Here is a 21,661-nt window from a genome sequence, read left to right as displayed (position 1 = left end):
GGTCAGTCGCGGTCGGGGTCGAGCCGGTGGTCGATGTACTCGCCGAGGTACACCGTGGACAGCGGCACCGGCGCGACCTGCGGCAGTTCGTCGGCCAGGACGCCGAGTTGCAGCCGCGCCGCCTGTTCGGCGAGCCGGGTGCAGTGGGCGCCGCGCAGGCAGACCAGGTAGCTGTCGTGCCAGGTCACTCGGTAGCGGTCCTCGCCGTCGGCGACGATGTCCGGCTCGCGGTGCGTGGCGCTGACGGTGATGGGCAGCCCGTACTGCGGGCAGGTGGCAGACGCGTCGCGCACGGCCCGGTAGGTGGCCAGGCGCGCGGCGGCCGGGGTGTCGGCGGTCACGGTGAGCGGGATCGCGACGGTGATCTCGTACAGGTGGGCGTGCGGCAACCCGGTCAGGCCGAGGTCCCGCAGCAGGTCATCGACGAGGCCGTACGGGGCGTGGCAGCCGGGCCGGTCGTCGATGTCCCCGGCGATGAGCACCTCGATCAGTGCCGCCCGGATCTGCCGCACCTGGTACTGCCACGCCTGCATTGCGAGCCGCCGCGCCGTGCACGCCTCGGTGAGGTGCGCCAGGCGGTGGACCGGTGGTGGGCTGCACGGCTGGCGCGGTGCGTCGATGTCCACGTCCAGCTCGACATCGGTTTCCAGATCGGGTTCGGCGTCGGTCGCCCCCAGGCTCGCTTCGACGCCGGGCAGCTCGGCGAGGCCGACGGTGAGCGCCGCGACCGCCGTGGTGCGCGCCTGGTGACCGGTCTCGGCGCGCACCACGGCGGTGATCACCGGTTGGCCCCACGTCTCGTAGCGGCGGTGGCCGGAGTCGTCGCGGGGGCCGGCGGCCAGGGCCTGCGGCGGCTGCTCGAACGCGACGGTGGCGGTTAGGCCGAGCACTCGGCGTACCGTCTGGTGCAGGTCGTCGCGGAACGCGGTGACCGCGCGGTGCGGGCTGGTGGAGCTGGCGCGGCGGCGCAGGTTCGCGGCGATATGCACGGTCCACATCTCCGGCAGGGCCGGCAGGCCGGCTGCCCGCAGGATGCGGCAGGCGACCTCCAGCGGCACGAGGTTCGCGCGCACGAGGGGGATCAACCGGCGGCGAAGCTCGACGCCCAGCGCGTGGGTCAGGTGCCGCCAGGCGGCGGCCTCCTGCCCCACGACGGCCGCTGCGGTCGCGGTCGAGGGCTCGGGACATGCGGTGTCTGGCGCCGGGTTGACCGGCGGTGTGGGTGTCATGGTCTCCTCCTGGAGTGGTGTGCCGACCACGGACGACGGGGCGAGCCGTGCTGGCTCGCCTCCGCCGTCGGCCGTGGCGTCGTGGTCGGGTGGCTGGTGCGAACAGGGCCGCGTCGACCAGCCGAACGGGGTTGCCGAGATCAGGACTGCGCGGCTGGTTCTCATGCCCGTTCGCGGTGGCGGGCGCGGTCCTCAGCCAGTTCGATGACCCTGTCGCGGCGGGCGGCGGGCAGGTCGGCGAGGAACTCGATGCATCGCTGTTCCTGGTCGCTGACCGGCTCGGCGAACGCCGCCTTGTAGGCCAGCCGGGCTGCCTCGTGCGCGGCCTCGATCGGCCCGCTGTGGTCGTGGCCGTAGACAAGCTCTTGCAGTTGCTTGGCCGCGCGGACCGGGTCGCGGGACAGGGTGATGTCGTAGACGCGGAAGTTCGCCGGGATGTCGGCCGCGCGGAGCGCGGCGAGCAAGCACAGGTCGGCCTCGACGTAGTGGGCGAACGCCTCGGTGCGTCCGGGAACCTCGCCCCGGGCACGTACGGCGGCGCGACCGGCCTGCCAGTTCAGCCGGGTCTCCTTGGCCCGCTTGGCGAGCGCGAGCAGCATGCTGCGAATGGGGTCCACTGTGGTTACTCCTGTTCTAAGGGGTTCTCCCTGCCGCCATGGGCGGCACCGGGCTGGTGTGGGAGGGCGAGCGGCTGCTCGCCTCGGTGAGCCGTCTGTCGGGTCACTGGCCGCTGAACGCCTGCTGGACCACCGATGGCGGCAGCCCAGCCTGGAGCGCCTGCAACAGCAGGCCGGCGAGGGTGTAGTCCGGGTCGATGTGCAGGGCGTACTCCAGGGCCATGGCCGCGAGAACGCCGTCACCACAGCGCCACGCGGCGAGGGCAAGCAGTGTCGCCGGTGCCGGCACGAACGGCTCCTCGGCGCGGCGGGTGACCTCGGCCCAGACGGTGACGTGCCGCTCATGCGGCTCGGTGAGTTCGGCGGCGAAGTCCCGCACCACGGGGTGCGCGAGTAGCAGGGTGAGCCAGGCCATCTCGTCGTCGGACAGGTGCCGGCCGCCGTCGTGGTTGCCCAGCGCGTCACGCACGGCGGCGGCGCAGGCTTCGTGCATGGCGTCGCTGCCGGCGTCGGCCAGGGCTTCCAGACGGCTGGCCGCTGCGAGGGTGGCACGGCGCATGCCGTGCCGGGCGGCGCCTTCGACCGGCGCGAACCGCACTGCCATGGCCGCCCGGTCCGGCAGCGCGACCATCCCGGCGACGGTGGCCTGCACCGCGACCACGGAAGCTGTCTGGTCGAACGGGGTGCCCTGCGGTGGGCAGCAGGCGGGGTTATCGCAGGTGAGGCTGAAGAACCGCCCGGCCGTGACCCGCAGCAGCTCCCGCACCGGCAGACCGGCGGCGGTCAACGCCTCCTCGACGGTGCGCAGTGCCGGGTCTACGTGCGCGGCGTCGCCGTAGCCGATGACGACCACGGCGGTCATCGGCTGCTGGCGCCGCACCACCGGAACCAGGCCGCCGGCCAGCTCGTGGATGTGGGCTGCGGCGGCGTCGGGGTCGGGCAGGTCGGCTCGGGCGGCGAACGTCACCCGGCCGCCGGCACAGACGATCACGACGAGGTTGCCGTCGCCGGGGTGGAAGCCGATGAGGTAGGGCACCGCCGTAACCATGTCGGCGGCGGATCGGACCGTCAGGGTGCTGCTTGAAACCATGATGATCTCCATAAATGTTCGCGAAGACTGGTTGGGGTAGAGGTGTGGGCCGGCAGGTACCGGGTGAGCGGTGACCCGCACACCCGGCGCGCGGCTGGTGCGTCGGTGGGCGCGCACGGCAGGGCCAGCCGGTGACGGCTGGCCCTGCGATCGGATGTGCGAACTGGTGGCCGGGCTCAGGCGGCCAGGACCAGGTCGAAGGCCCGCTTCTTGGTGGCGGCTACGGTGCCGTCAGCGAGGACCTTGTTGGCGCGGTGGAAGTCGCTCTTGGCGGGCTGCTTGTGGTCCAGCCACTCGGTGATGGCCTGGTATCCGGCCCACGCGGTACCGCGGATGTTCTCCTGCGTGGGGGCTTCCTCGAACAGGTACTTCAGGTCCCGCTCGCGGCCCAGCTTGCGCAGGAACGCCGCCTCTTTGTCGTCCTCATCCAACGGCCACAGCTCGTCGGAAATGCGCTGGAGCTGCTCCCATTCGAGCTGCTTTTCAATCATCTTCTCGGCTTCGGCCTGGAACTGGTCCAGGTACACCGGCACCAGCTTCAGTGCGTCGCGGACCTCGGTCAGCTTGCCCTCGATGTCGCCGGAGTGGCTGAACGCGTACTCGCCGACGTTGTCGGCGAACGCCGCCGCCTGCGTGTTGGCGCACACGATCCGCACCGGTGTGACGAGCACCCGGGCCAGCCGGGAACCGTCGTGCGAGGTGCACATGGCCAGATACAGGTCCATTGCGTCGATTCCGGCCACCATCATCGAGTCGGGCAGCTTCATCGTCACGAACACCTCACGGCCGCCCCGTAGACTGCCGGCGGTCTCGAAGTGGGCGCCGGTCGCATCGACGATGAAGTTCAGCAGGCCGGCTGCCTGCTCGTTCTGCACGACCTGATAGGACTTTCCGACCATGCCGAGCACCTCGCGCAGCCCGGTCTTCGGGTGCTTGCGGGTGGTGGCCCACCGGTTCGGCACGGCCGCGCCGGACGGCACGGTCTGGAGGGTTTCCTTGCGCACGTCCCAGCCGCCGAGGTAGGCGACGTCCATCACCTGCGCGGCGGTGAGGCAGTCGGTGGTGACGGTGCCGAGCCGGTGCCAGGCGTCCTGCCTGGCGGTGAAGAACGCTGCGGTGCCGTCGGTGAACTGTTCGATCTCGTGTGCCACGAAAGCTCCTTTATTGGAGGGAATGGAAGACAGGCGCCACCCGGGATTGGGTGCCGCCTGCGTGGTGCCGAGGTTGAGTGGTTGCCGACCGCCGGGCCGGCGGCCGGCGGGAGGTTCAGTCGGTGTCGGGGTCGAGGTGCTCGTCGATGCCGAATCCGACGTCGCGGTGTTCGATGGCGGCGACCGTCTCGGCGCGCAGCTCGCGAACCCGAGCCGGCACATGGCCGATGGAGATGGTGGTCACGGCCGTGCCGCCGGGCGGGCGGTGCTGCCGGTGGCGAGGTGGGCCTCCTTGAGCAGCCCGGCCGCTTCCTCCAGTCGGCAACTGGCCGCCGCCACCGCCGTCGTCAATGCGGCCCGGTCGTCGGTGGGCAGGTGCGAGAGGTCGGCGCCGGTGCCGGTGTCGACCTGGTGGGCCAGCCGGCCGCTGACCTGCGCCGCATAGGCAAGCAGCAGGTTCAGGCCGGTGAGCAGTCGGGCGAGCTGGTCGGTGTTGGCCACCGCGTGCCGGCCGCCGTGTGGGATGGCGTCGGACAGGTGCTCGGCCATGCGGAGCATGACCTCGACCGCCGTGGCGGTGTGCGCCGGGCTGATCCCGGCCTCGTCGCCGAACAGCTCCTCCAGCGTCGCCATCAGCTCGCTCGCCTGCGGCAGGCGCGGGAAGTTGGGGACGCCGTCGAAGAAGTCGGCGTGGGTGATCAGGTACCAGGCGTTCTTGAGCATGGTGCGGTTCCCCTTTCGATGGGCACGGCGAAGAGGGCGGCCACCGGTGGTGGCCGCCCTCGCGGAACAGGGATGTGCTGGGTCGCCACGCGCGCCTGGTTCGGGCGTGCGAGGTCGACACGGTGTGGGAGATAGGTGCTGGACGGCTGTCAGCCCGAGCGTCGGCGGCCGACCCCGGCGGGGTGGGCATGGTGCCGGCGTACGGCGGCTGTCAGGTCAGCACGAGGGTGTTGCGAAAAGGTGTGCGCCGAGGCTAACTCGATGACCTGTCAGCCAGGCCAGCCCGCGTCCGGCGGTCCTGACCGGAGCTGACAGCACCCTGTGCGGGACGTCTGACAGCGTCGTTCGTGGAAGCAGAAGCTGTCAGCGTCGCTCGCGGGACCTGACACCGCAGGTCAGCGAGACCGGGGTAGGTTCATCCGCCGGCGCCGGGCTCGGGTGACGAGCCGGAGCCGGAGCCGGTCAGCGCGGCCGGCGCAGCACGTACACGTCCTCATGCGCGACGAGCGCGACCGGGATGCCGTCGGCCCGCGCCTTGCGCACCGCCATGAGCCCGAACATGTTGGCCCGGTGGATGAGCTGCCCGTCGCGGACGGCGGCGAGCATGGCCACGCACCGCTCCACCGGCTCCAACCCCACCGACAACGCCACGGTGAACAGCTCGCCGGGCAGGTCGATCAGGTCGTCCGGGGTACGGCGGACCGGGCGGCCGGTGAACACGAAGGTGCCGCCGGGGCGCAGCATCTCCATACAGCCGGCCACGATCCGCCGCCACCCGTCCAGCAGCCGCTCCCAACCGACGTAGGCCAGGTTACCGGCGCCCCGGTCGCCGTAGACGTGGTCGCGTTTGTGGACCCGCTCGCCCGGTTTGGTGCGGACCAGACCGTGGGTGCGCCGCCCGTACGGCGGCGAGGTGAGCACCAGCGACACCTTGCCGTGCGAGCTGGCCGGCAGCAGCGAGGCCACGTCGCGGGCATCACCGCAGGCGACCTGCCCCCACGCGGTGCACCCATGCGTGGCGGCCAGGGCGAGGTTCGCGTGCGCGAGGGCGGTGAACTTGGGTTCGATGTCCACCCCGATGCCGTCGCGGCCCAATCGGACCGCCTCGACCATCGTCGTCCCGGACCCGCACATCGGATCCATCACGAGGTCGCCTGGGGCGGTGTATGCCTTGATGGCGTGTGCGGCCAGGTCGGGCAGCATCTTCGCCGGATGCTTCGAGGTTTCCTCCACGTACCGGCCGCGTCGCTGGTCACGGGCCGGTCGCTGGCAGGTCAGCCAGACCGAGGTGACCGGCAGCAGCTCAGCCATCGGTGGACCCCCGCAACGCGTCCAGCGAGCTGCGAAAGATCAGCACGTCGCTGTGCACGGGAAGGTGGGTGCCGCCGTCGAGCTGCCCGGACGGTGCGGTCAGGTCGTGCGCGGCCACGATGTGCTGCAGGTAGGTCAGCCCCGCCGCGCGGGCGGCGGCGATGAGGACCTGGTTGACGGTCAGCTCGGCCGCCTGGAGCACCACCGCGACGCAGCCGCCGACCATCACCCGCTGCGCGCAGTCGGCCAGGAACGGCACCGGCGCGGTGTCGCCGAGCGGCCAGCCGGTGACGATCAGCGCCGCCCGGCGGATGCCGACGGTCACATTCTGCGGGGTGTGCCGTGCGTGGTGGCGCTGTGCCGCGCGGACCGCGCGGGCCAGTTGCTCGCCGCTGGTCAGGTCGAGGACCAGCCAGCGCCGCCGGGTGAAGTTGCGCACCAGGCGGTCGGCGAGCATGACGGACATGGTGTCGCCCGCCTGCGGGGCGGGCGCGTGCCAGACGGTGATCGGCACCGGCGGCTCGCCGGGGATGATGTCGCCGACGGCTTCCGGTGCGGGATGACGAGTGGGTTCGGTCATGGGCGTTGGCCCCCGGACCGGGGCGGGCGTACTGACACTGCACAGACGCGACCTGACCGGTGAAACGAACTGCACGCCGAGCTGACAGCACCTAACCGGAGGCGGACCTGACAGGCCGCGAACCTGACCGGACCTAACCCGACCTAACAGAACCTGACAGCGGGCTGTGGTGACAGGTCCCGATGGCGCAATGAGGGTCTTCGCCCCGCACCAGGTGGGGCAGTCCTGCTTCAGGAGCCGCTATGCGCCGTACCGCCCTCACCGTCGCCGAGGACGCCTTCCGGCTGCTGGTCTGCGAACCAGCGCCCCTCGCCTTCGACGGCCGCCCGATCGCCGGCCTCCCCGACCGGCACATCCCCCTCGATGAGCTGCGCACGCTGTTGCGGGCGCGCACGATGAGCCCCGACACATCCGACGCCATCTGGCGTCAGCTCGCCCACCAGGCCCAGCACTGGGGTCCGGCGTGGACCGTCGGCGCGGTCGGCGTCGCCCTGCCCGGCCTGACCCACCTCGCCGCGCGCCTGTCCAAGGGTTTCGCGAAGCTGGCCGACGACATCGACTCCGAACTGCTCGCCGCGTTCCTGCACGCGCTGCGTACCGACGACCTTCAGGCGCCGCGGGTGTGGCTGCGGCTGTGCTGGGCGGCGTGGCGGGCCGGGGTCAAGGCTCGCCGCAGCGACGACCTGCTTGAGCTGCCGCCGGACGTGCCGGTCGGTTCCCGCACCCCGTACCGGCCCTACGGCCACCCGGACCTGGTCCTCGGCCGCGCCGTCGCCGCCGGCATCATCACCGAGGCCCAGGCCGAGCTGATCGCCGCCACCAGGCTCGGCGACGTGCTGATCGAGCAGATCGCCGCCGAGTGCGGCCAACCCGGCGCGGTCGTGCGGATGCGGCGCAAGCGCGCCGAACGCAAGCTCGTGGCCGCTCTGAAGCAGGGTCAGCTCGCCGTTCCACGCCGGGTCACGGCCGCCGTGCCAACGGCCAACGCGTGACGCACGGCCAGACAACTCAGTCGCGTATCAGCGGGATCACCGGCGCTCGACGACCCGCGGGGCGCTTCCGGCCGAGCTAGGGGCCTGGCGGACGGGGCGTGGCGAAGCCGAGGTCGGCGTCGCCCGCCACGCGCAGCACCGCCCGCAACGCCGCCCGATACCGCTGGTGCGGCCACCGGTACAGACCACGCTCCAACCGGCCAATGTAGGCGGCATCCACCCGCGCCGCGATCCCGGTATCGGCCAGCACCTGCGCGTTGACCCCGTCGGCCAGGTCCGCCCGCGACATCGCCCGCCCGGACCCGGACGCCGAGCGCAGCCGCGCCTGCCGCAGGTGCTCGTTCGGGACGACTCGCCCGCCATCGGCCACCACAGCTACCGCCTTCCCGTTCGCCCGCGTGCGCGGCTCCAACAACCGCCCCGCCGTATCGGCCAGCGTAGGCGAATCGTGACCGACGGTGCGAGCCCCGGCGAAGGGGTTGCCCCGCGCGGTGGAGGCCGCCGCCGCACCCGGTGAAGTGGGCAAGGCGAGGGCGGCCCGCGCGCCGGCCGCTAGCCCGTTCCTGGTGGGCCGAGCACGGCAGCCGCCTGGTCGGCGAAGGCGTCGACGGCCCCGTTCCCGTGGTGCCGCACGAGCAGCCGCCGGAGAAGCTGGACACGTTCGGTACCCCGGGCGCTGGTGACGCCGGTGGACAACGTGAGGCAGCGGGCGGCGAGGTGCGCGGCCTCGTCGATGTGTCCGGCGTCGATGTGCGCCTCGGCCAGCCATGACAGGTACAGCGACAGCTCGCGGGCGTGGGTGTCGTCGTACCGGTCGACGGCGGCGGCCAGCAACGGGATGGCGTCTACGGGGCGGCGCAGTTGGGTCAGGCAGCGTCCGGCCATCACGTCGATCTCGTCGCGGTTGAGCCAGTACACCCATGCCGGATCGGCGCTGGGGTCGGTGTTGGCGTACGCGTCCTCGACCTCACCGAGCGCGCGGAGGGCGGCCTGCGCGTCGCCGAACCGGGCGTTGGCCCACGCCACCCGCTCCAGCAGAAGCGCCCGCGTGGTCGCGGTCGCGGTGGCCTTCGCGCCGTGGTAGGCGCTGGACGCCAGCAGCACCGCCTCGCGTGGGTCGGCGACGTTGGCCTTCTGGTAGGCCAGCGATGAGAGCAGGTTCGCCGCCAGCGGATTGTCCTGCGCGGCGTGGGCGGCGGAGACCCCGCCCAGGTAGTACCGCTCGGCTTGCCCGGTCAATCCCGCATCGCTGGCGACCCAGCCGGCGAGCTGACACAGCTCGCCCACCGCCGCCAGCAGCAGTTTGCCGGTCGCCTCGGTGTAGGAGGCGCTGCGCACCATGTCCACCGTGACCCGCAGCTCGCGGCGTACGAGGTCGTGCATGTCGCCGCCACCGAGGAAGTCGTCCATGCGGCGCAGCATGTCGGCGCGTTCGGTCACCATCGCCGCGAGGCGGCGCCCGACCCGCCGACCCGAGCGCAGCTCGACGATCTGCGGCGGATCGACCACCCGCCACTCGTGGGACAGCCGCATCGCCTCATCCGGGCCGAGGTCATCCTCGTGCGCCAGGAACGCCGCCAACGCCGCCGCGCTCGCCTCGTCCCAGGTGTCGCCGCCGAGCAGCTCACCTCCAGCACGCCCCGACGCTGCGGTGTCGATGATGAGCATCGGGCTGCCGCGCCCGGTGTGGAAGCCGAGTTGCGCGTCGGTCGCGCCCAGCACGGCGCGCAACGCGGCCCGGTACCGCTCGTTCGGCCAGCGGTGTTCGCCCCGCTCCAGCTTGCCGATGTAGGTCTCATCGAGGCGGAACACACGGCCGGTATCGGCGAACAGCCACGCATTGACCGCCTCGGCGAGTTCCTGTCGCGACATCGCCCGCCCCGACCCGGACGGCGAGGGCAGCCGCAGCCGCGCCCGCCGCAGCAGATCGTTCGGGGCCTTCCGTTGATCCGGCACCGCAGCTATCACCTTCTTGCGCGTTCGTCGCTCCGGCGAGCCGGCTCGGCGGTACCGAACCACAATTGCCTGCCCGCCGACCGGCAAGCGTAGTGGACAGCTCACGGCAGGTGAGTGCCCTGGAGTCTGACAGACGCCCCGCGGCCGTGCTCGGACCTGTCACCGCTGGGCGCTCGGCGGCTGCGGTGAGGGTGCTACCAGCGCCGTTAGGTGCTGTTAGGTCGGGTCAGGTCGGCGGGGAGTTCGTGCGGGCTGACAGCGGATGTCTGGGCGGGTGCATGCCGCTGATGGCGTGCCCGCCTCGGTGGGGACGCAGTATCCCTCGGGCGGCTGGCCGGATCACCGGTGCGGCGTACTGACTACCGACCTTCGCACACGACGTAGGGAGGAGCGCCCCCACCGGCCAGCACCCGTCATGGGGTTTCCCCATCGAGGCGGTCTCACGAGTCCCATGTGGAGACCGCCCATGCACACGCACACCCTCGTCTCCGTCGCTGGAGACATGCTCGCCGCAGCGCCCGCACCGGATGTCCTGGCGGCGAAGACCATCCCGGAGGTCATCGATGGCCTCAAGTTGTGGATCATGGGGATTCTGGCGGCTGTCGCCACGCTTTTCCTCGTGATCGGTGGCCTGCGGTACATGACCGCCGGAGGTGACCCGGCCCAGGCAGAACAGGCCAAGGGCAACTTCAAGGCGGCCCTGGCCGGTTACGCCCTGGCCGTACTCGCACCGGTGATCCTGCAAGTCTTGCAGGGCATCCTCGGCGGCTAGAGGCCGTCATGACCGATTGGCTGTACAACGGCCTGATCGAGTGGCTCGCCGAGCGTGTCCAGGGCATGCTCGGCGGGCTGGTCTCGCTGCTGACCGCGACGTTCTTCACTTCGCCGGACGTCACCGTCTTTCCGCAGGTGCAACTGCTGGTGGGAAAGTCGATGGTGCTCGTCAACGCCGCCTTCGTGTTGGCGATCATCGCCGCCGGGGCCATCGCGATGACGCACGGCACCTTCCAGATCCGCTATCAGGCCAAAGACCTGCTGCCACGGCTGGTGTTCGGGTTCGTCGCATCGAACTTCGGCGTCGAGCTGTGCCGGATGTGCATCGAGACAGCCAACGCGTTGACCGTGGCGATGGTCGGCCAGACCGCGTCCGGTCCGCAGATCATCGACTTCGTCAAGGCCCGCATCGTCGGCGCGTTGACCAGCCCGTCCTCGGCCGTGCTCGCGGTGGTGATCGGGCTGATCATCGTCGTGCTGTTCTACATGCTGCTCGTCGGCTGGTTCGCCAGGATCGCCACGCTGATCGTGCTCGCCGGGATCGCCCCGGTCGCGCTGGCGTGTTACGCCCTGCCGCAAACCCAGGCCGCCGCCGGGCTGTGGTGGCGCTCGCTACTGGGGTGCCTGGCAACGCCGCTGCTACAAGCCATCTTCTTCACCACCGGCGTGAACCTGCTGCTCGACCCGGAGCACAACGTGCCGATCCTGCTGGGCCTTCCCGGCGGCGCGAGCACCGACGTGTTCAACCTGTTCATCGCCGCCTGCCTGCTCATGGTGACCGTGCGCATCCCGAAGCTGGTCGGCCGATACGTCACCCGAGGCGGCCAGATGTCCACCGCCGGAGTCGTGCTGCGCGCCGTGATCATCCAGTCGATCACCCGCCGCATGCGCATCCCCGGCCGCCGCTGACATCCCTCGCTGACAAGGAGTTTCACTATGGACGACGACATCCCTCGGGCCTCCGTGCCCGCAGACATCGGAACCCCGGACAAGATCGCCTGGGGTTTGACCTTCCGGCAGCTCGCCATCATCGGCACCGTCGCCGGTGCCGGCTGGCTGCTGTACTCCAACCTCGGGCCGCTGCTGCCACCCATGGCGTGGGTGATCGCCGCGATCCCGGTTGCCGGAGTCACTGTGTTCGTGGCGCTCGGCCGCCGTGACGGCCTGCCCCTGGACGTGTGGCTTCGCCACGGGTTCGCGCTGCGGCGGGTGCCGAAGCTGCAAGCCCCGGGCCGTGTGCGTGCCGGGCACGCACTGGTCGACACGGCGGCGCCGCCGAAGGTGCCGGCGCCGCTGCGCACCGCCGCGACGAGCATCGCCGCCGACGGCACGCTCACCGTGGACGGCACGGCCCGATCGGTGATCGCCTGCGGCACCACCAACGTCGCGTTGCGCACCGGCCAGGAACAGGGCGCCCTGCTGGCCGGGTACGGGCAGTGGCTCAACGCGTTGAACGGCCCGGCGCAGATCGTGGTCGCCGCCCAGCGGCACGACCTGACCCCGTACGCGCAAGCCGTCGTGGACAACACCGCCCGGCTGCCCAACGAGGCGCTGCGGGCGGCGGCCGACGACTACGCCGCGTTCCTGCTCGACCTCGACGCCACCCGAAGCCCGCTGCGCCGCCAAGTGCTCGCGGTGGTCCCTGCCGGTCCGACCCGCGAGGCCACCGTCCGCGCGTTCGGCGCCCTCGGCGTGTCCGCCGACCCGCTCGACGGCGGCGCGGTCACCGCCGCGCTCGCCAGCGCGGTCGACCCCTACCAGCCGCCGGTACCCGGCCCCAGGGCCGTGCCCGGCATCCCGATCACCACCCGGAGAACGCCATGAGCCTGCTCACCCGCAAACGATCCACCCCCACCGCGAAGGCCCCGGTCGACCCGGTGCCGGCGCCGGCGGCGCTGGAGATCACCCCGACCCACGTGCGGGTCGGAGACGACTACGCCGCCACCTACGCGGTGTGCGGCTACCCGGCCGAGGTCGGCCCCGCGTGGCTGGTCCCGTTGCTGTCCTACCCGGGCCGAGTCACCGTCGCCGTGCACACCGAGCCCGTGCCGGCGCCGATCGCCGCGCCGATGCTGACCAAACAGCGCGCCCGCCTGGAGTCCACCCGCCGCATCGACGCCGAACGCGGCAAGCTGTCCGATCCGACGGTGGACGCCGCCGCCACCGACGCCGCCGACCTGGCCGAACGGGTCGCCCGGGGCGCGTCGAAGCTGCACCACGGCGCGGTCTACGTCACCGTGCACGGCCGCAGCCTCGACGAGCTGCACGAAACAGCGGCCGGCGTCCGGTCGGCCGCCGCGTCCATGCTGCTGGACTTGCAGCCGGCGACGTTCCGCCACCACCTCGGCTACACCACCACCCTGCCCCTCGGTGTCGACGGCCTGGGAATGCGGCGCATCTTCGACACCGAAAGTCTGGCCGCGGCGTTCCCACTCGCCTCCGGTGACCTCGCCGCACCCGCCCCCGGCCAGCACACGTCCACGCAGGCGGTGATGTACGGGGTGAACACCACATCCCACGGAGTGGTGATGTGGAACCGGTGGAAGCAGGACAACCACAACTCTGTGGTGCTCGCCCGCTCGGGGGCGGGCAAGTCGTACTTCGTCAAGCTCGAAGTGCTCAGGTCGATGTACCAGGGAGTCGAAGTCGCCGTGATCGACCCCGAGGACGAATACACACCCCTCGCGGCACACGTCGGCGGCACCGTCATCCAGCTCGGCGCGCCCGATGTCCGGCTCAACCCGCTCGACCTACCGGTCGACACCGAGTTGACCACGTTCCGCGACCAGCAGTTGGCCGTCCACACGATCATCAAGGTGATGCTCGGCTCGGGCGGACAGGAGTTTTCGATCCCTGCCGCCGAGAAGGGCGCGTTGGATCGCGCGATTCCCGCCACCTACGAGGCGGCCGGGATCACCAACGACCCGGCGACCTGGGGCAGGCCGGCACCGCTGATGCGGGACCTGGCCGCCACGCTGAGCGCCGATGCCGATCCGGCCGCGCAGCAGATGGCGGTCCGGCTCGCCCCGTGGGTGTCCGGCACGTTCAAAGACCTGTTCGACGGTCCGAGCACGAGCCGTCCGGACGGCCACCTGGTGGTGTGGTCGTTGCGGCACCTGCCAGACGAGCTGCGCACCATCGGCACGCTGCTGACCCTCAAACACATCTGGGGTCGCATCGACCAAACCGCGACCGGCGGGCAGCCGACCAAGCGGCTCGTGGTCATTGACGAGGCATGGCTGTTGATGCGTGATGGCGAGGGCGCCCGGTTCCTGTCCCAGATGGCCAAACAGTCCCGCAAACGCAACGCGGGCATGACGGTGGTGACCCAGGACGCCGCCGATGTGCTGGGCAGCAACTTCGGGCTCACGGTCGTGTCGAACGCGGCGACGCAGGTGTTGATGCGCCAGTCCACGCAGGCCATCGACGCGGTCACGAAGGCGTTCGGCCTGACCGGTGGGGAGGCCCGGCTGCTGCTGTCCGCGGGCAGGGGCGAGGGCCTGTTGGTCGCGGGCCGATCGAGGGTGCCGTTTCGATCCCAAGCCTCCGGCAGCGAGCACCAGATCGCGGTTACAGGAATTGGCGGTGAGCAGCGATGACCAGCCAGCCGTGGGAGTCCTGGGTGTCGTGGGTGACGGCGCGGCCGTGGCTGGCCGTCCCGGCGGCGCTCGTTCTGGTCGGGTACGTGTTCGGCCGCGACCAGCTCCTCGCGTGGCGGCACCGCCGCCTCGTCGAGGGCGCCCGATGGGTGACGATCGCCGCGCCACCCGAGGTCGATGAGCACTCCGCTGCCGCGCTGTGGTCCACGATGACCGGGGTGCTCACGCCGTCGGTGTGGCGGCGCCGGCTGTACGGCACCCCGCATGTGGCGTGGGAGTACACCTGGACCGGCCGCACCCTGAACATCCGGCTGTGGGTGCCCGGCACGATACCGCCCGGGGCGGCCGAGAGCGCGGTACGGGCGGCGTGGCCCGCCTGCACCGTCGCGGTCGACGAGACCGCCGGGCCACCGATCCCGGCCGCCGTGGCCGAGCAGGCCGGTGGGGCGTTGTGGCCGCAGGAGACCGACGTGCTGCCGCTGCGCACCGAGCACGAGGCCGACCCGTTGCGGGCGCTGCTGTCCGCCGGAGCCGGGGTCCGGCATCGGGAACACGCCTGCGTGCAGATCCTGGCCCGGCCCGCCTCGGCCCGGCGGGTCCGCCGAGCCCGCCGCACGGCCGCGAAACCCGCCGGCACCCCCGGCGGCGACGTGGCGAACAAGGCGGTCAACAGCATGGCCCGCCTCGCGATCGAGCCGATCCTGTGGCTGCTCGAAGTGTTCCTCCCCGGACCGTCTCGACGCAGCACAACCACGCGCGGAGGATCCCGCCCGGAGGGCCGGGATCCGGTGGCTGAGGCGCATCAGCATGCGGTGGTGGACAAGGCGGTGCGGGTGCCGCACTTCGAGATCGCCATCCGCTACGGCGTCGCCGTCGATGACGACACCGCCAGCGCGAACAACACGACGGGCGGCGAGCGCAAAAAGCCGGACAAGCGGACCAAGGAGGAGAAGTGGCGCGACGACGAGCGGCGCAGGCAGATGCGGGCGCGGCTGGCCGGGCTCGGGCACACGTTCGCGTCGGCGGCGGCCACCTACACCCGCCCGAATCGGCTGCGGCGGATGAAGATGGCCGCACCGGTCAGCGTGCTCGCCTCCCGGCGGCTGCTGCGCGGGTTCCTGGCCACGGTGGAAGAGCTCGCGGTCCTCGCGGCCCTGCCGCAGGACCTCGCCGTGCCCGGCCTCGACCGGGCGCGGGCGAAGGCGATGCCGTCGCCCGCGGCCATCCCGTCCGGCGGACGCGGCGTGAAGGTGCTCGGCCGCTCGCAGATCGGTGGGCACTCGGTCGGGCTGAACGTGGTCGACGCCCGCCAACACGTGCACCTGATCGGCAAGACCGGGGTCGGGAAGTCCACGCTGCTGCTCAACATGATCCTGTCCGATGTGCACGCCCGACGCGGGACGGTGGTCATCGACCCGCGCGGCGACCTCGTCCTGGACATTCTGGACCGGTTGCCCGCCGAGTACGCGGACCGGATCGCGATCATCGACCCGGAGCAGGACAACCCGGCCTGTTTCAACCCGCTCGATGACGGCGGGGACGCGCACCTGGCGGTGGACAACCTCGTCGGCGTCTTCTCCAAGATTTTCCAGCGGCACTGGGGGCCGCGCATCGACGACACGTTGCGGGTGTCCTGCCTGACGCTGATGCGTCACGCCAACCCGACGTTGGCGTTGGTGCCGCCGCTGCTCAACGACCGGCAGTTTCGGGGCCGGTTCGTCTACGACCTGTCCGACCCCGAGGGCCTGGGCGGGTTCTGGAACTGGTACGACTCGATGAACGAGGGCCAACGCGCCCAGGTCATCGGCCCCGTCCTCGCGAGGTTGCGGGCGTTCCTGCTGCGGGATTTCGTCAAGAACGTCATCGGCACCGCGCACACGTCGTTTCAGATGTCGAAGATCCTTGACGGCGGGCTGTTGTTGTGCCGGCTGCCCAAGGGGGTGCTCGGTGAGGAGACCGCCCGGATTCTTGGCTCGCTGATCGTGGCCCGGGTCTGGCAGGCCGCCATCGCCCGCGCCGGACAGAGCGAGGACGAACGCCGAGACGCCACCCTATATATTGATGAATGTCAAAATTTTCTTAATTTGCCGGGTTCGGTGGACGACATGCTCGCCGAGGCCCGGGGATTCAGGTTGGGCCTGGTGCTCGCGCATCAGAACCTGGCCCAGTTGCCGAAGGAGACCGCTGACGCGGTCTCCGCGAACGCCCGGTCGAAGATCTTCTTCAACGTCGACCCGAACGACGCCCGGGAGCTGTCCAAGCACACCAGGCCGGAGCTGGACGACCACGACCTCGCACATCTGGACGTGTACACCGCCTCCGCCCGGCTGCTGGTCGCCAACCGGGAAATGCCGGCGTTCACGTTCACCACCAACCCGCCGGTGGAGCCGGTCGGTGAGGCCACCGCGATCCGACAAAGTGTGGCCGCGGCGCACGCCCGGCCCACCGAGGAGACCGCCATGCAGCAGGTCGCCCGCAAGTCGCTGCACCGGCGCACCAACCCACCACAGTCCTGAACCGAAGCCACTGAACCGCAGCAGCGAGGACCTCCAGCGGGTGTCTGGTGGTCCTCGTCCGGCTGCTCGGCGGGGTTCTCGGCTGGTCGCTCGTTTGGGGGCGTTTGCGAAACGAGGCCCGAACGAGCCATGAGCTGGGCGGCTGTCAGGCCGTCCACCAGCGGACCGGTCAACCGGTCCGCAAGATCCACCTGTCCAGACTCCCGTACCGGGAGTATCTCTCTACCTCTGAGGGGTGACTGCCTATGGCTCCATCCGCATCGGCCAACAATCCGCTGGCCCTCTACCACCGTCTGACCCCCCGTGACCGGGATCTGCTCGCCCTGCTGGACGAGCACTCGGTCCTGACCACCGATCAGGTCCACCGCCTGCACTACCGGGCGCTGCGCACCTGTCAGATCCGGCTGTACGAGCTGCACCAGCTCGGCCTGCTGGACCGGTTCCGGTTCGCCCGCCTCTACGGCGGGTCCGAGCCGTGGCACTGGGTTCTGGGCCTGCACGGCGCCCGGTTCATGGCCGGAGCCACCGGCCGCCCGGCACCGACCGTGCGCGCCCACCGCGAGCAGGTCAACCGGCTGGCCGCCAGCCCGCGCCTGCCGCACCTGCTCGCGACGAACGAGTTCTTCGTCCGGCTGGCGTTCACCGCCCGCATCGACTCCCGGGTGCGGCTGGACCGGTGGTGGTCCGAGCGGACCGCCACCACGAGGTTCATGCGCATCCGCCCGGACGGGCACGGGCTGTGGACCGAGCACGGGCGCACGGTCGGCTGGTTCCTGGAGACCGACCGGGGCACCGAGCCATTGACCCGCGTCATTGGCAAGTTGGAGGCGTACGAACGGCTGGTCGCCTCCGGCGGCCCGCGGTACCCGGTGCTGTTCTGGCTGCCGGGCGCCGAGCGGGAGTCGCACCTTCAGCAGGAGCTGCGCCGGCGGCTGCCGCAGGTGCCGGTGGCCACCGCCACCCACCAGATGGACCCCGCCGGGGCGGTGTGGCTGCCGATCGACGGCTGGCAGCGGATCTCGCTGCCGGACCTGCCCAGCGAGCACGGCCGCAACGTCGCGGAGAACCCCAACTGGGTCGGCGGACAGCTCGACCTGACCGGTCAGGCCGACCTCGCGGCCTGACCTGACAACGGGCCTGCGGGCACCTGACCGGACCTGACAGGACCGGTCAGCCGGCGGCCCGATTCCTAACACCGCAGGTCACAGCCCCGCCGGAGATTTCCTGCGGGGCCTGGCCTGTCAGGTGGCGAAGCTACGGTGCCAAGCACATCTATTTGTTCCAGCACCGTTCGTCGCCACCTTCGACTCGCGCGCCCGCGCGAACACATCTTCAGCCCACCCGTTCTCGGGTCGGCTGGTGTTCGCCTCGGCGTTGTCCACAGCAGTCCGTCTGGCGACGGCACCGGTGTCAATCCCACCTGTCCGCAAGACCCTTGCGAAGGGAGCACCCTGCCGTGTCCACCAACACCAGCACCGCTCGTACCGTCATCGTCTGCATGCCCGCCGACACCACCATCGACTGGTTCTCCGCCTCGGAGATCCTCGACTGGCACAACCTGCCGGCTGGCACTCCACGCACCATGTACCCGGTCCGCCGGCCCCGCCTCATCGGCTGGGTCAGCCGGTGGTCGGCTCGCCACCTCGTTCAGGTGACCCGCCGCTTCGGCGCGGTCGTCTGGGCCGCCGGTGGCCGCAAGAGCCGACTCGACCTGACCGCAGCGGTCACCGCAGCCAACACGGCCGCCGTCTACCGGTGGCGCACCTGGGCTCAGGTGGTCCGCAACACTGCGGTCGCCAAGACCTGGGGTGACTACCTCGCCCAGCACAAGGCCAACCCCACCAAGGTCACCTTGGAGGAGGCCCGCCGCCGGTTCGAGGAACAGCCCCGCGTGCTGGCGATGCTGTCGTTCAACTCCCACCCGATGTCCAAGGTCGAACTCAACCCGTACGAACTGGACGCCTACCAGGCGGGAGAAGCGACCTACACGGTCGTGCACTGGCAGCAGGCCATCACCGGAGACGCGGTCGTCACCGACGACGGCCGGCTCATCGAGCCCGCCTCGCCGTCGCTGGCGGACAAGCTGCGTTTCCTGGCCGAGGCCGGCGCGTATCTGAACAAGCTGCGCCGCAGCCACCAGATCCTCGCCGTCACGGTCGCAGCACAGCCCTAACCCATCCATCCATCAACTCTCCTGTGAGGACAGCCGGTCGCCCTTTGGCGGCCGGTTGTTCGCCGTTCGAGTCCTCCACCGCGCCTTGACCAGGCGTGCGGATGGAGCGGCGATACGCCCCGGCCCATGCCGGGTGGCCCATTTCGGCCGCCCGTCGGGGCGGCCCGAACGCCCGTGAGGAGACCCCACACCGTGCCATACGACCCCGCGCTGACCGCTATCGCGGTCGCCACCAACGACGCCCTGACCGAACCCCTGTGGCGCCACGACACCGGCGACACCGACCACGGCGACCCGATCGCCCACATCGCGGTCGAGCTGCACCGCGCCGCACACGACTTCAACACCACCACCGACCTGCTGACCCGCCTACTGGCCCACGTCGGCGAGCTGTGCCGTCGGCACACCAGCACCATCACCGACCTGGCCACCATCTACCCGCACTCGCTGGACAGCGACACGGTCCGCCTCGTGCAGCAACTGGAACGCTTCGACACCCAACGCGAGACGCTGCTGAAGCTGTACGGGATGTGGCGCCGGTACCGGCACACCACCCGCGACCCTCGCGCACGGCACCTGCTGGTCCAGCCGTACGACCCGAGCAAGGGCATGGTCGCGCTCAGCTCCGACGAGACCGGACTCGGCTGGTTCGTCGCACCGGACCAGGTCGCCGCCGAGGTACACGGCCTGTCCACCTACGGCGTCCTCGTCGGCGGCATCTGGCACGGCAGCGCCGGCTGGCAGGCCACCGCCTTCACCCACCCCGAGCACCGGGCCACCTGCCCGCACCTGGTCTACCCGCTGCCGCCGGCCGACACCGAGGCCGCCGCCTGCCGAGCCCTGCTGCGCTGGTGGGCGCTACGAGACTCCGAGCAATGGCACGGCCGCACGCCGGCCGAACTCACCGCCGCCGAGCAGGCCGCGCTGGTCGCCTGACCAGTGGCACCGCTCGATCACCCCAGACCGCTGATGCATCGCTGAACCACGGCCGACGCCCGGCCAACCCGCGCCACCGCGCGCACCCCCGGGCGTGGCCGCACGGCCATGCCCGGGATTGCCCACCGCTGAAGGGAGTCCCTCTGCCATGGCCACACCACCGCACCGGCCCACAGTGATCGACCGCCGCCGACGCGGCGCCACCTTCGATGCCGGCCTCGTCGAACGGACCCGCTGCGGCGACCGGGCCGCGTTCGCGGAGCTGTACCAGCTCACCCTGGACGCCGTGACGCGTTACGTCGCGGTGCGCATGCGCGACCGCGACCGCGACGCCGTTGGGGACCTCGTCCACGACGCGTACTGCTTCGCGCTGGCCGAGCCGACCCTCATCGGCGACGACCCGATCGGCTCCATGCTGCGGCTCGCGGCCCGTGCGGTGACTCGGCACGGCTGGTCGAACCGGCGCTACATCCGCGCGGCATACACCGTCGGCGAAGACCAGCAGACCAACCCGGTCCCCGACCTCATCGGTTCGACCACGCCGACTGTGTCCGAGGCCGTAACGCGGATGACGTTCGTGCACGCGCTGGCCCGGCTCACCCCAGGCCAGCGCCAAGCCATCCAACTCCGGCACATCGACGGCTACCCCCGCGACGCCACCGCGAAGGCGATGGGCCGAACCGTCAACGCGGTCCGGCATCTCGAACGCGCCGCCCTGCGCCGGCTGCACCACCAGTTCACCCCAGCCGCCGAAGCCCCCGTGCCGGTCGCCGAACGGCAGACCGCGCAGGCCGGCGCCACCGCCGCCCGATAAGGCGGCACCCATAGACGAGCCCGACCTCGAACCCGGGGTCGGGCTTTGCCCTATCCATCAACCCAAGAAGGGAACTGTCCGCAATGGACAAGCTCACACCCAGCGCGCAGCGAACGCTCGACGCGCTGAAGACCGGCCCCGGCAACGTGCACGAACTCGCCGAGCGCACCAGCCTGAGCCGCTCGACCACCGACAAGGCCATCAACGTCCTGGCCAAGGCCGACCTGATCGTCAAGGTCGACGACGGCGGCGACCCCGCCGACGGCGCCCCGGCCCGCTGGCAGCTCGCCGACCCGGCACCCGCCGCCGACGAGACCACCCAGCCCGAGGCGACCGACGACGGCGATGGCACCGAGCCGGACACCGAGGTCGCCGGCCCGGCCGAGGCCGACGCCACGACACCGGACCAGGCGACCGACCCGGCACCGTCGGGCGACTCGCCGCAGCAGCCGCAGGACCCGCAGCCGGTCACCGACAAGCCGGTCACCGACGACAGCTCCACGGACGCCGGCCCGGCCACCGACGCACCAGCCGACGGCGAGGTCACATCGGACGGGGACGCCGAGCAGGACGGCGAGCAGAAGCCGGCCGAGGCGGAACCGCCGAAGCTGTGCCGCGGCTGCCAGGCCCAGATGCCGAAGATATGCGAGTGCTGCTGGCAGAAGACCCCCGCCTACTGCGGCAAGTGCCGCAAGGACATGCCGCAGGCCCGGCGCGGCGAGCCCGGCGAGCCGATCATCCTGTCCAACGGCCTGCCGAAGCTGCGCCCCGGCGAGTTGGAGGACATGGTCGCCAAGGTGATGCGGGAGCAGCCGCTGCCCGCCTTCGCGGGCATCGTCGGCTGGACCGGTGGCCGCCTGGCCATCCACATCCCCGGCCGCAGCCCCGGCGCGATGACCAACGCGATGCGCAAGTTCGCCAAGGAGGGCAAGGCCGAACTGATCGGTGACGACCCCGAGCGCTACAAGCTCATCGACACCGCGCAGCCCGACGCCGCCACCGACACCAACGGCGAGACCGACACCAACGGCGAGACCGGCAGCGACGACGCGGCGAGCCAGCAGGAGGCCGGGCAGCCGGACGGCAGCACCGAGCAGCAGCCGGACAACGCCGGATAGCTGCACCGCGCCACCAGTTCACCCAAGGTCGGTGGGCCGCCCCGTGAGGGCGGCCCACCGGCCTTTTTCCGCTTCACGCCCC

Annotated in this window: 21 protein-coding genes; 11 read left to right on the top strand and 10 right to left on the bottom strand. The window is 71.2% G+C overall.

Annotated features, from left to right (window positions below; all coding sequences use genetic code 11):
• Positions 1–2: 2 nt before the first annotated feature.
• The 8 genes from O7615_RS07180 to O7615_RS07145 all read right to left on the bottom strand — a co-directional run bounded on the left by O7615_RS07180 (position 3) and on the right by O7615_RS07145 (position 6,701).
• Positions 3–1,229: a hypothetical protein gene (locus O7615_RS07180; RefSeq protein ID WP_278176558.1), complete on the bottom strand. Its 1,227-nt coding sequence runs from the start codon at positions 1,227–1,229 to the stop codon at positions 3–5.
• A gap of 161 nt (positions 1,230–1,390) precedes the next feature.
• Entirely contained in the window at positions 1,391–1,846 is a 456-nt protein-coding gene (locus tag O7615_RS07175) for a hypothetical protein (RefSeq protein WP_278176557.1), read from the bottom strand.
• Between the two features lie 103 nt (positions 1,847–1,949).
• A complete protein-coding gene (locus tag O7615_RS07170) occupies positions 1,950–2,936 on the bottom strand; it encodes a DUF4192 domain-containing protein (RefSeq protein WP_278176556.1) in 987 nt (328 codons plus the stop codon).
• A 176-nt stretch (positions 2,937–3,112) separates the two neighbouring features.
• The gene (locus O7615_RS07165; RefSeq protein WP_278176555.1) at positions 3,113–4,087 is read right to left on the bottom strand and encodes a DUF932 domain-containing protein; all 975 of its coding nucleotides are present in this window, start codon (positions 4,085–4,087) and stop codon (positions 3,113–3,115) included.
• A 115-nt stretch (positions 4,088–4,202) separates the two neighbouring features.
• Positions 4,203–4,331 (bottom strand): hypothetical protein, encoded by a 129-nt coding sequence (locus tag O7615_RS07160; protein WP_278176554.1) that lies wholly within the window; start codon positions 4,329–4,331, stop codon positions 4,203–4,205.
• Complete coding sequence (locus O7615_RS07155) at positions 4,328–4,810, bottom strand: hypothetical protein (RefSeq protein WP_278176553.1); 483 nt, start codon at positions 4,808–4,810, stop codon at positions 4,328–4,330. Before O7615_RS07155 ends, O7615_RS07160 begins: the two co-directional genes overlap by 4 nt.
• A gap of 462 nt (positions 4,811–5,272) precedes the next feature.
• Positions 5,273–6,121, bottom strand: coding sequence for a DNA methyltransferase (locus O7615_RS07150; RefSeq protein WP_278176552.1), 849 nt, complete (start codon positions 6,119–6,121; stop codon positions 5,273–5,275).
• Complete coding sequence (locus tag O7615_RS07145) at positions 6,114–6,701, bottom strand: hypothetical protein (protein ID WP_278176551.1); 588 nt, start codon at positions 6,699–6,701, stop codon at positions 6,114–6,116. Before O7615_RS07145 ends, O7615_RS07150 begins: the two co-directional genes overlap by 8 nt.
• 242 nt (positions 6,702–6,943) lie before the next feature.
• Between O7615_RS07145 and O7615_RS07140 the strand changes: the two genes are divergently transcribed.
• Positions 6,944–7,693, top strand: coding sequence for a hypothetical protein (locus tag O7615_RS07140; RefSeq protein ID WP_278176550.1), 750 nt, complete (start codon positions 6,944–6,946; stop codon positions 7,691–7,693).
• Between the two features lie 76 nt (positions 7,694–7,769).
• Here the strand turns inward: O7615_RS07140 and O7615_RS07135 are convergent, their stop codons facing one another.
• Both O7615_RS07135 and O7615_RS07130 read right to left on the bottom strand, forming a co-directional pair.
• Complete coding sequence (locus tag O7615_RS07135) at positions 7,770–8,066, bottom strand: hypothetical protein (protein WP_278176549.1); 297 nt, start codon at positions 8,064–8,066, stop codon at positions 7,770–7,772.
• A gap of 179 nt (positions 8,067–8,245) precedes the next feature.
• Complete coding sequence (locus O7615_RS07130; protein WP_278176548.1) at positions 8,246–9,649, bottom strand: hypothetical protein; 1,404 nt, start codon at positions 9,647–9,649, stop codon at positions 8,246–8,248.
• Between the two features lie 466 nt (positions 9,650–10,115).
• Here O7615_RS07130 and O7615_RS07125 point away from each other — a divergent pair, with 466 nt between their 5' ends.
• The 10 genes from O7615_RS07125 to O7615_RS07080 all read left to right on the top strand — a co-directional run bounded on the left by O7615_RS07125 (position 10,116) and on the right by O7615_RS07080 (position 21,579).
• On the top strand, positions 10,116–10,421 hold the full coding sequence (locus O7615_RS07125; protein ID WP_278176547.1) for a pilin: 306 nt from the start codon (positions 10,116–10,118) through the stop codon (positions 10,419–10,421).
• Between the two features lie 8 nt (positions 10,422–10,429).
• Positions 10,430–11,332: a conjugal transfer protein TrbL family protein gene (locus tag O7615_RS07120; protein WP_278176546.1), complete on the top strand. Its 903-nt coding sequence runs from the start codon at positions 10,430–10,432 to the stop codon at positions 11,330–11,332.
• A 27-nt stretch (positions 11,333–11,359) separates the two neighbouring features.
• The gene (locus tag O7615_RS07115) at positions 11,360–12,247 is read left to right on the top strand and encodes a PrgI family protein (protein WP_278176545.1); all 888 of its coding nucleotides are present in this window, start codon (positions 11,360–11,362) and stop codon (positions 12,245–12,247) included.
• On the top strand, positions 12,244–14,022 hold the full coding sequence (locus O7615_RS07110) for an ATP-binding protein (protein ID WP_278176544.1): 1,779 nt from the start codon (positions 12,244–12,246) through the stop codon (positions 14,020–14,022). The genes O7615_RS07115 and O7615_RS07110 overlap by 4 nt, the downstream gene beginning before the upstream one ends.
• On the top strand, positions 14,019–16,538 hold the full coding sequence (locus tag O7615_RS07105) for a TraM recognition domain-containing protein (protein WP_278176543.1): 2,520 nt from the start codon (positions 14,019–14,021) through the stop codon (positions 16,536–16,538). Before O7615_RS07110 ends, O7615_RS07105 begins: the two co-directional genes overlap by 4 nt.
• Positions 16,539–16,783: 245 nt before the next feature.
• Complete coding sequence (locus tag O7615_RS07100; protein ID WP_278176542.1) at positions 16,784–17,662, top strand: replication-relaxation family protein; 879 nt, start codon at positions 16,784–16,786, stop codon at positions 17,660–17,662.
• Positions 17,663–17,994: 332 nt separating this feature from the next.
• A complete protein-coding gene (locus O7615_RS07095; RefSeq protein ID WP_278176541.1) occupies positions 17,995–18,711 on the top strand; it encodes a hypothetical protein in 717 nt (238 codons plus the stop codon).
• Positions 18,712–18,903: 192 nt separating this feature from the next.
• Positions 18,904–19,647: a hypothetical protein gene (locus O7615_RS07090; protein ID WP_278176540.1), complete on the top strand. Its 744-nt coding sequence runs from the start codon at positions 18,904–18,906 to the stop codon at positions 19,645–19,647.
• 148 nt (positions 19,648–19,795) lie between these two features.
• A complete protein-coding gene (locus O7615_RS07085; RefSeq protein WP_278176539.1) occupies positions 19,796–20,461 on the top strand; it encodes a sigma-70 family RNA polymerase sigma factor in 666 nt (221 codons plus the stop codon).
• A gap of 83 nt (positions 20,462–20,544) precedes the next feature.
• Positions 20,545–21,579 (top strand): MarR family transcriptional regulator, encoded by a 1,035-nt coding sequence (locus tag O7615_RS07080; RefSeq protein WP_278176538.1) that lies wholly within the window; start codon positions 20,545–20,547, stop codon positions 21,577–21,579.
• Positions 21,580–21,661: the final 82 nt, after the last annotated feature.

Source organism: Micromonospora sp. WMMD1082 (assembly GCF_029626175.1).
Classification (GTDB): domain Bacteria; phylum Actinomycetota; class Actinomycetes; order Mycobacteriales; family Micromonosporaceae; genus Micromonospora.
This window is presented reverse-complemented; position numbering and strand designations above follow the sequence as displayed.

Excerpts from the sequence above, each read along its gene's own strand:
- O7615_RS07180 (WP_278176558.1), bottom strand. The coding sequence starts at position 1,229 with ATGACACCCACACCGCCGGTCAACCCGGCGCCAGACACCGCATGTCCC.
- O7615_RS07170 (WP_278176556.1), bottom strand. The coding sequence starts at position 2,936 with ATGGTTTCAAGCAGCACCCTGACGGTCCGATCCGCCGCCGACATGGTT.
- O7615_RS07155 (WP_278176553.1), bottom strand. The coding sequence starts at position 4,810 with ATGCTCAAGAACGCCTGGTACCTGATCACCCACGCCGACTTCTTCGAC.
- O7615_RS07150 (WP_278176552.1), bottom strand. The coding sequence starts at position 6,121 with ATGGCTGAGCTGCTGCCGGTCACCTCGGTCTGGCTGACCTGCCAGCGA.
- O7615_RS07145 (WP_278176551.1), bottom strand. The coding sequence starts at position 6,701 with ATGACCGAACCCACTCGTCATCCCGCACCGGAAGCCGTCGGCGACATC.
- O7615_RS07140 (WP_278176550.1), top strand. The coding sequence starts at position 6,944 with ATGCGCCGTACCGCCCTCACCGTCGCCGAGGACGCCTTCCGGCTGCTG.
- O7615_RS07125 (WP_278176547.1), top strand. The coding sequence starts at position 10,116 with ATGCACACGCACACCCTCGTCTCCGTCGCTGGAGACATGCTCGCCGCA.
- O7615_RS07120 (WP_278176546.1), top strand. The coding sequence starts at position 10,430 with ATGACCGATTGGCTGTACAACGGCCTGATCGAGTGGCTCGCCGAGCGT.
- O7615_RS07115 (WP_278176545.1), top strand. The coding sequence starts at position 11,360 with ATGGACGACGACATCCCTCGGGCCTCCGTGCCCGCAGACATCGGAACC.
- O7615_RS07110 (WP_278176544.1), top strand. The coding sequence starts at position 12,244 with ATGAGCCTGCTCACCCGCAAACGATCCACCCCCACCGCGAAGGCCCCG.
- O7615_RS07105 (WP_278176543.1), top strand. The coding sequence starts at position 14,019 with ATGACCAGCCAGCCGTGGGAGTCCTGGGTGTCGTGGGTGACGGCGCGG.
- O7615_RS07100 (WP_278176542.1), top strand. The coding sequence starts at position 16,784 with ATGGCTCCATCCGCATCGGCCAACAATCCGCTGGCCCTCTACCACCGT.
- O7615_RS07085 (WP_278176539.1), top strand. The coding sequence starts at position 19,796 with ATGGCCACACCACCGCACCGGCCCACAGTGATCGACCGCCGCCGACGC.
- O7615_RS07080 (WP_278176538.1), top strand. The coding sequence starts at position 20,545 with ATGGACAAGCTCACACCCAGCGCGCAGCGAACGCTCGACGCGCTGAAG.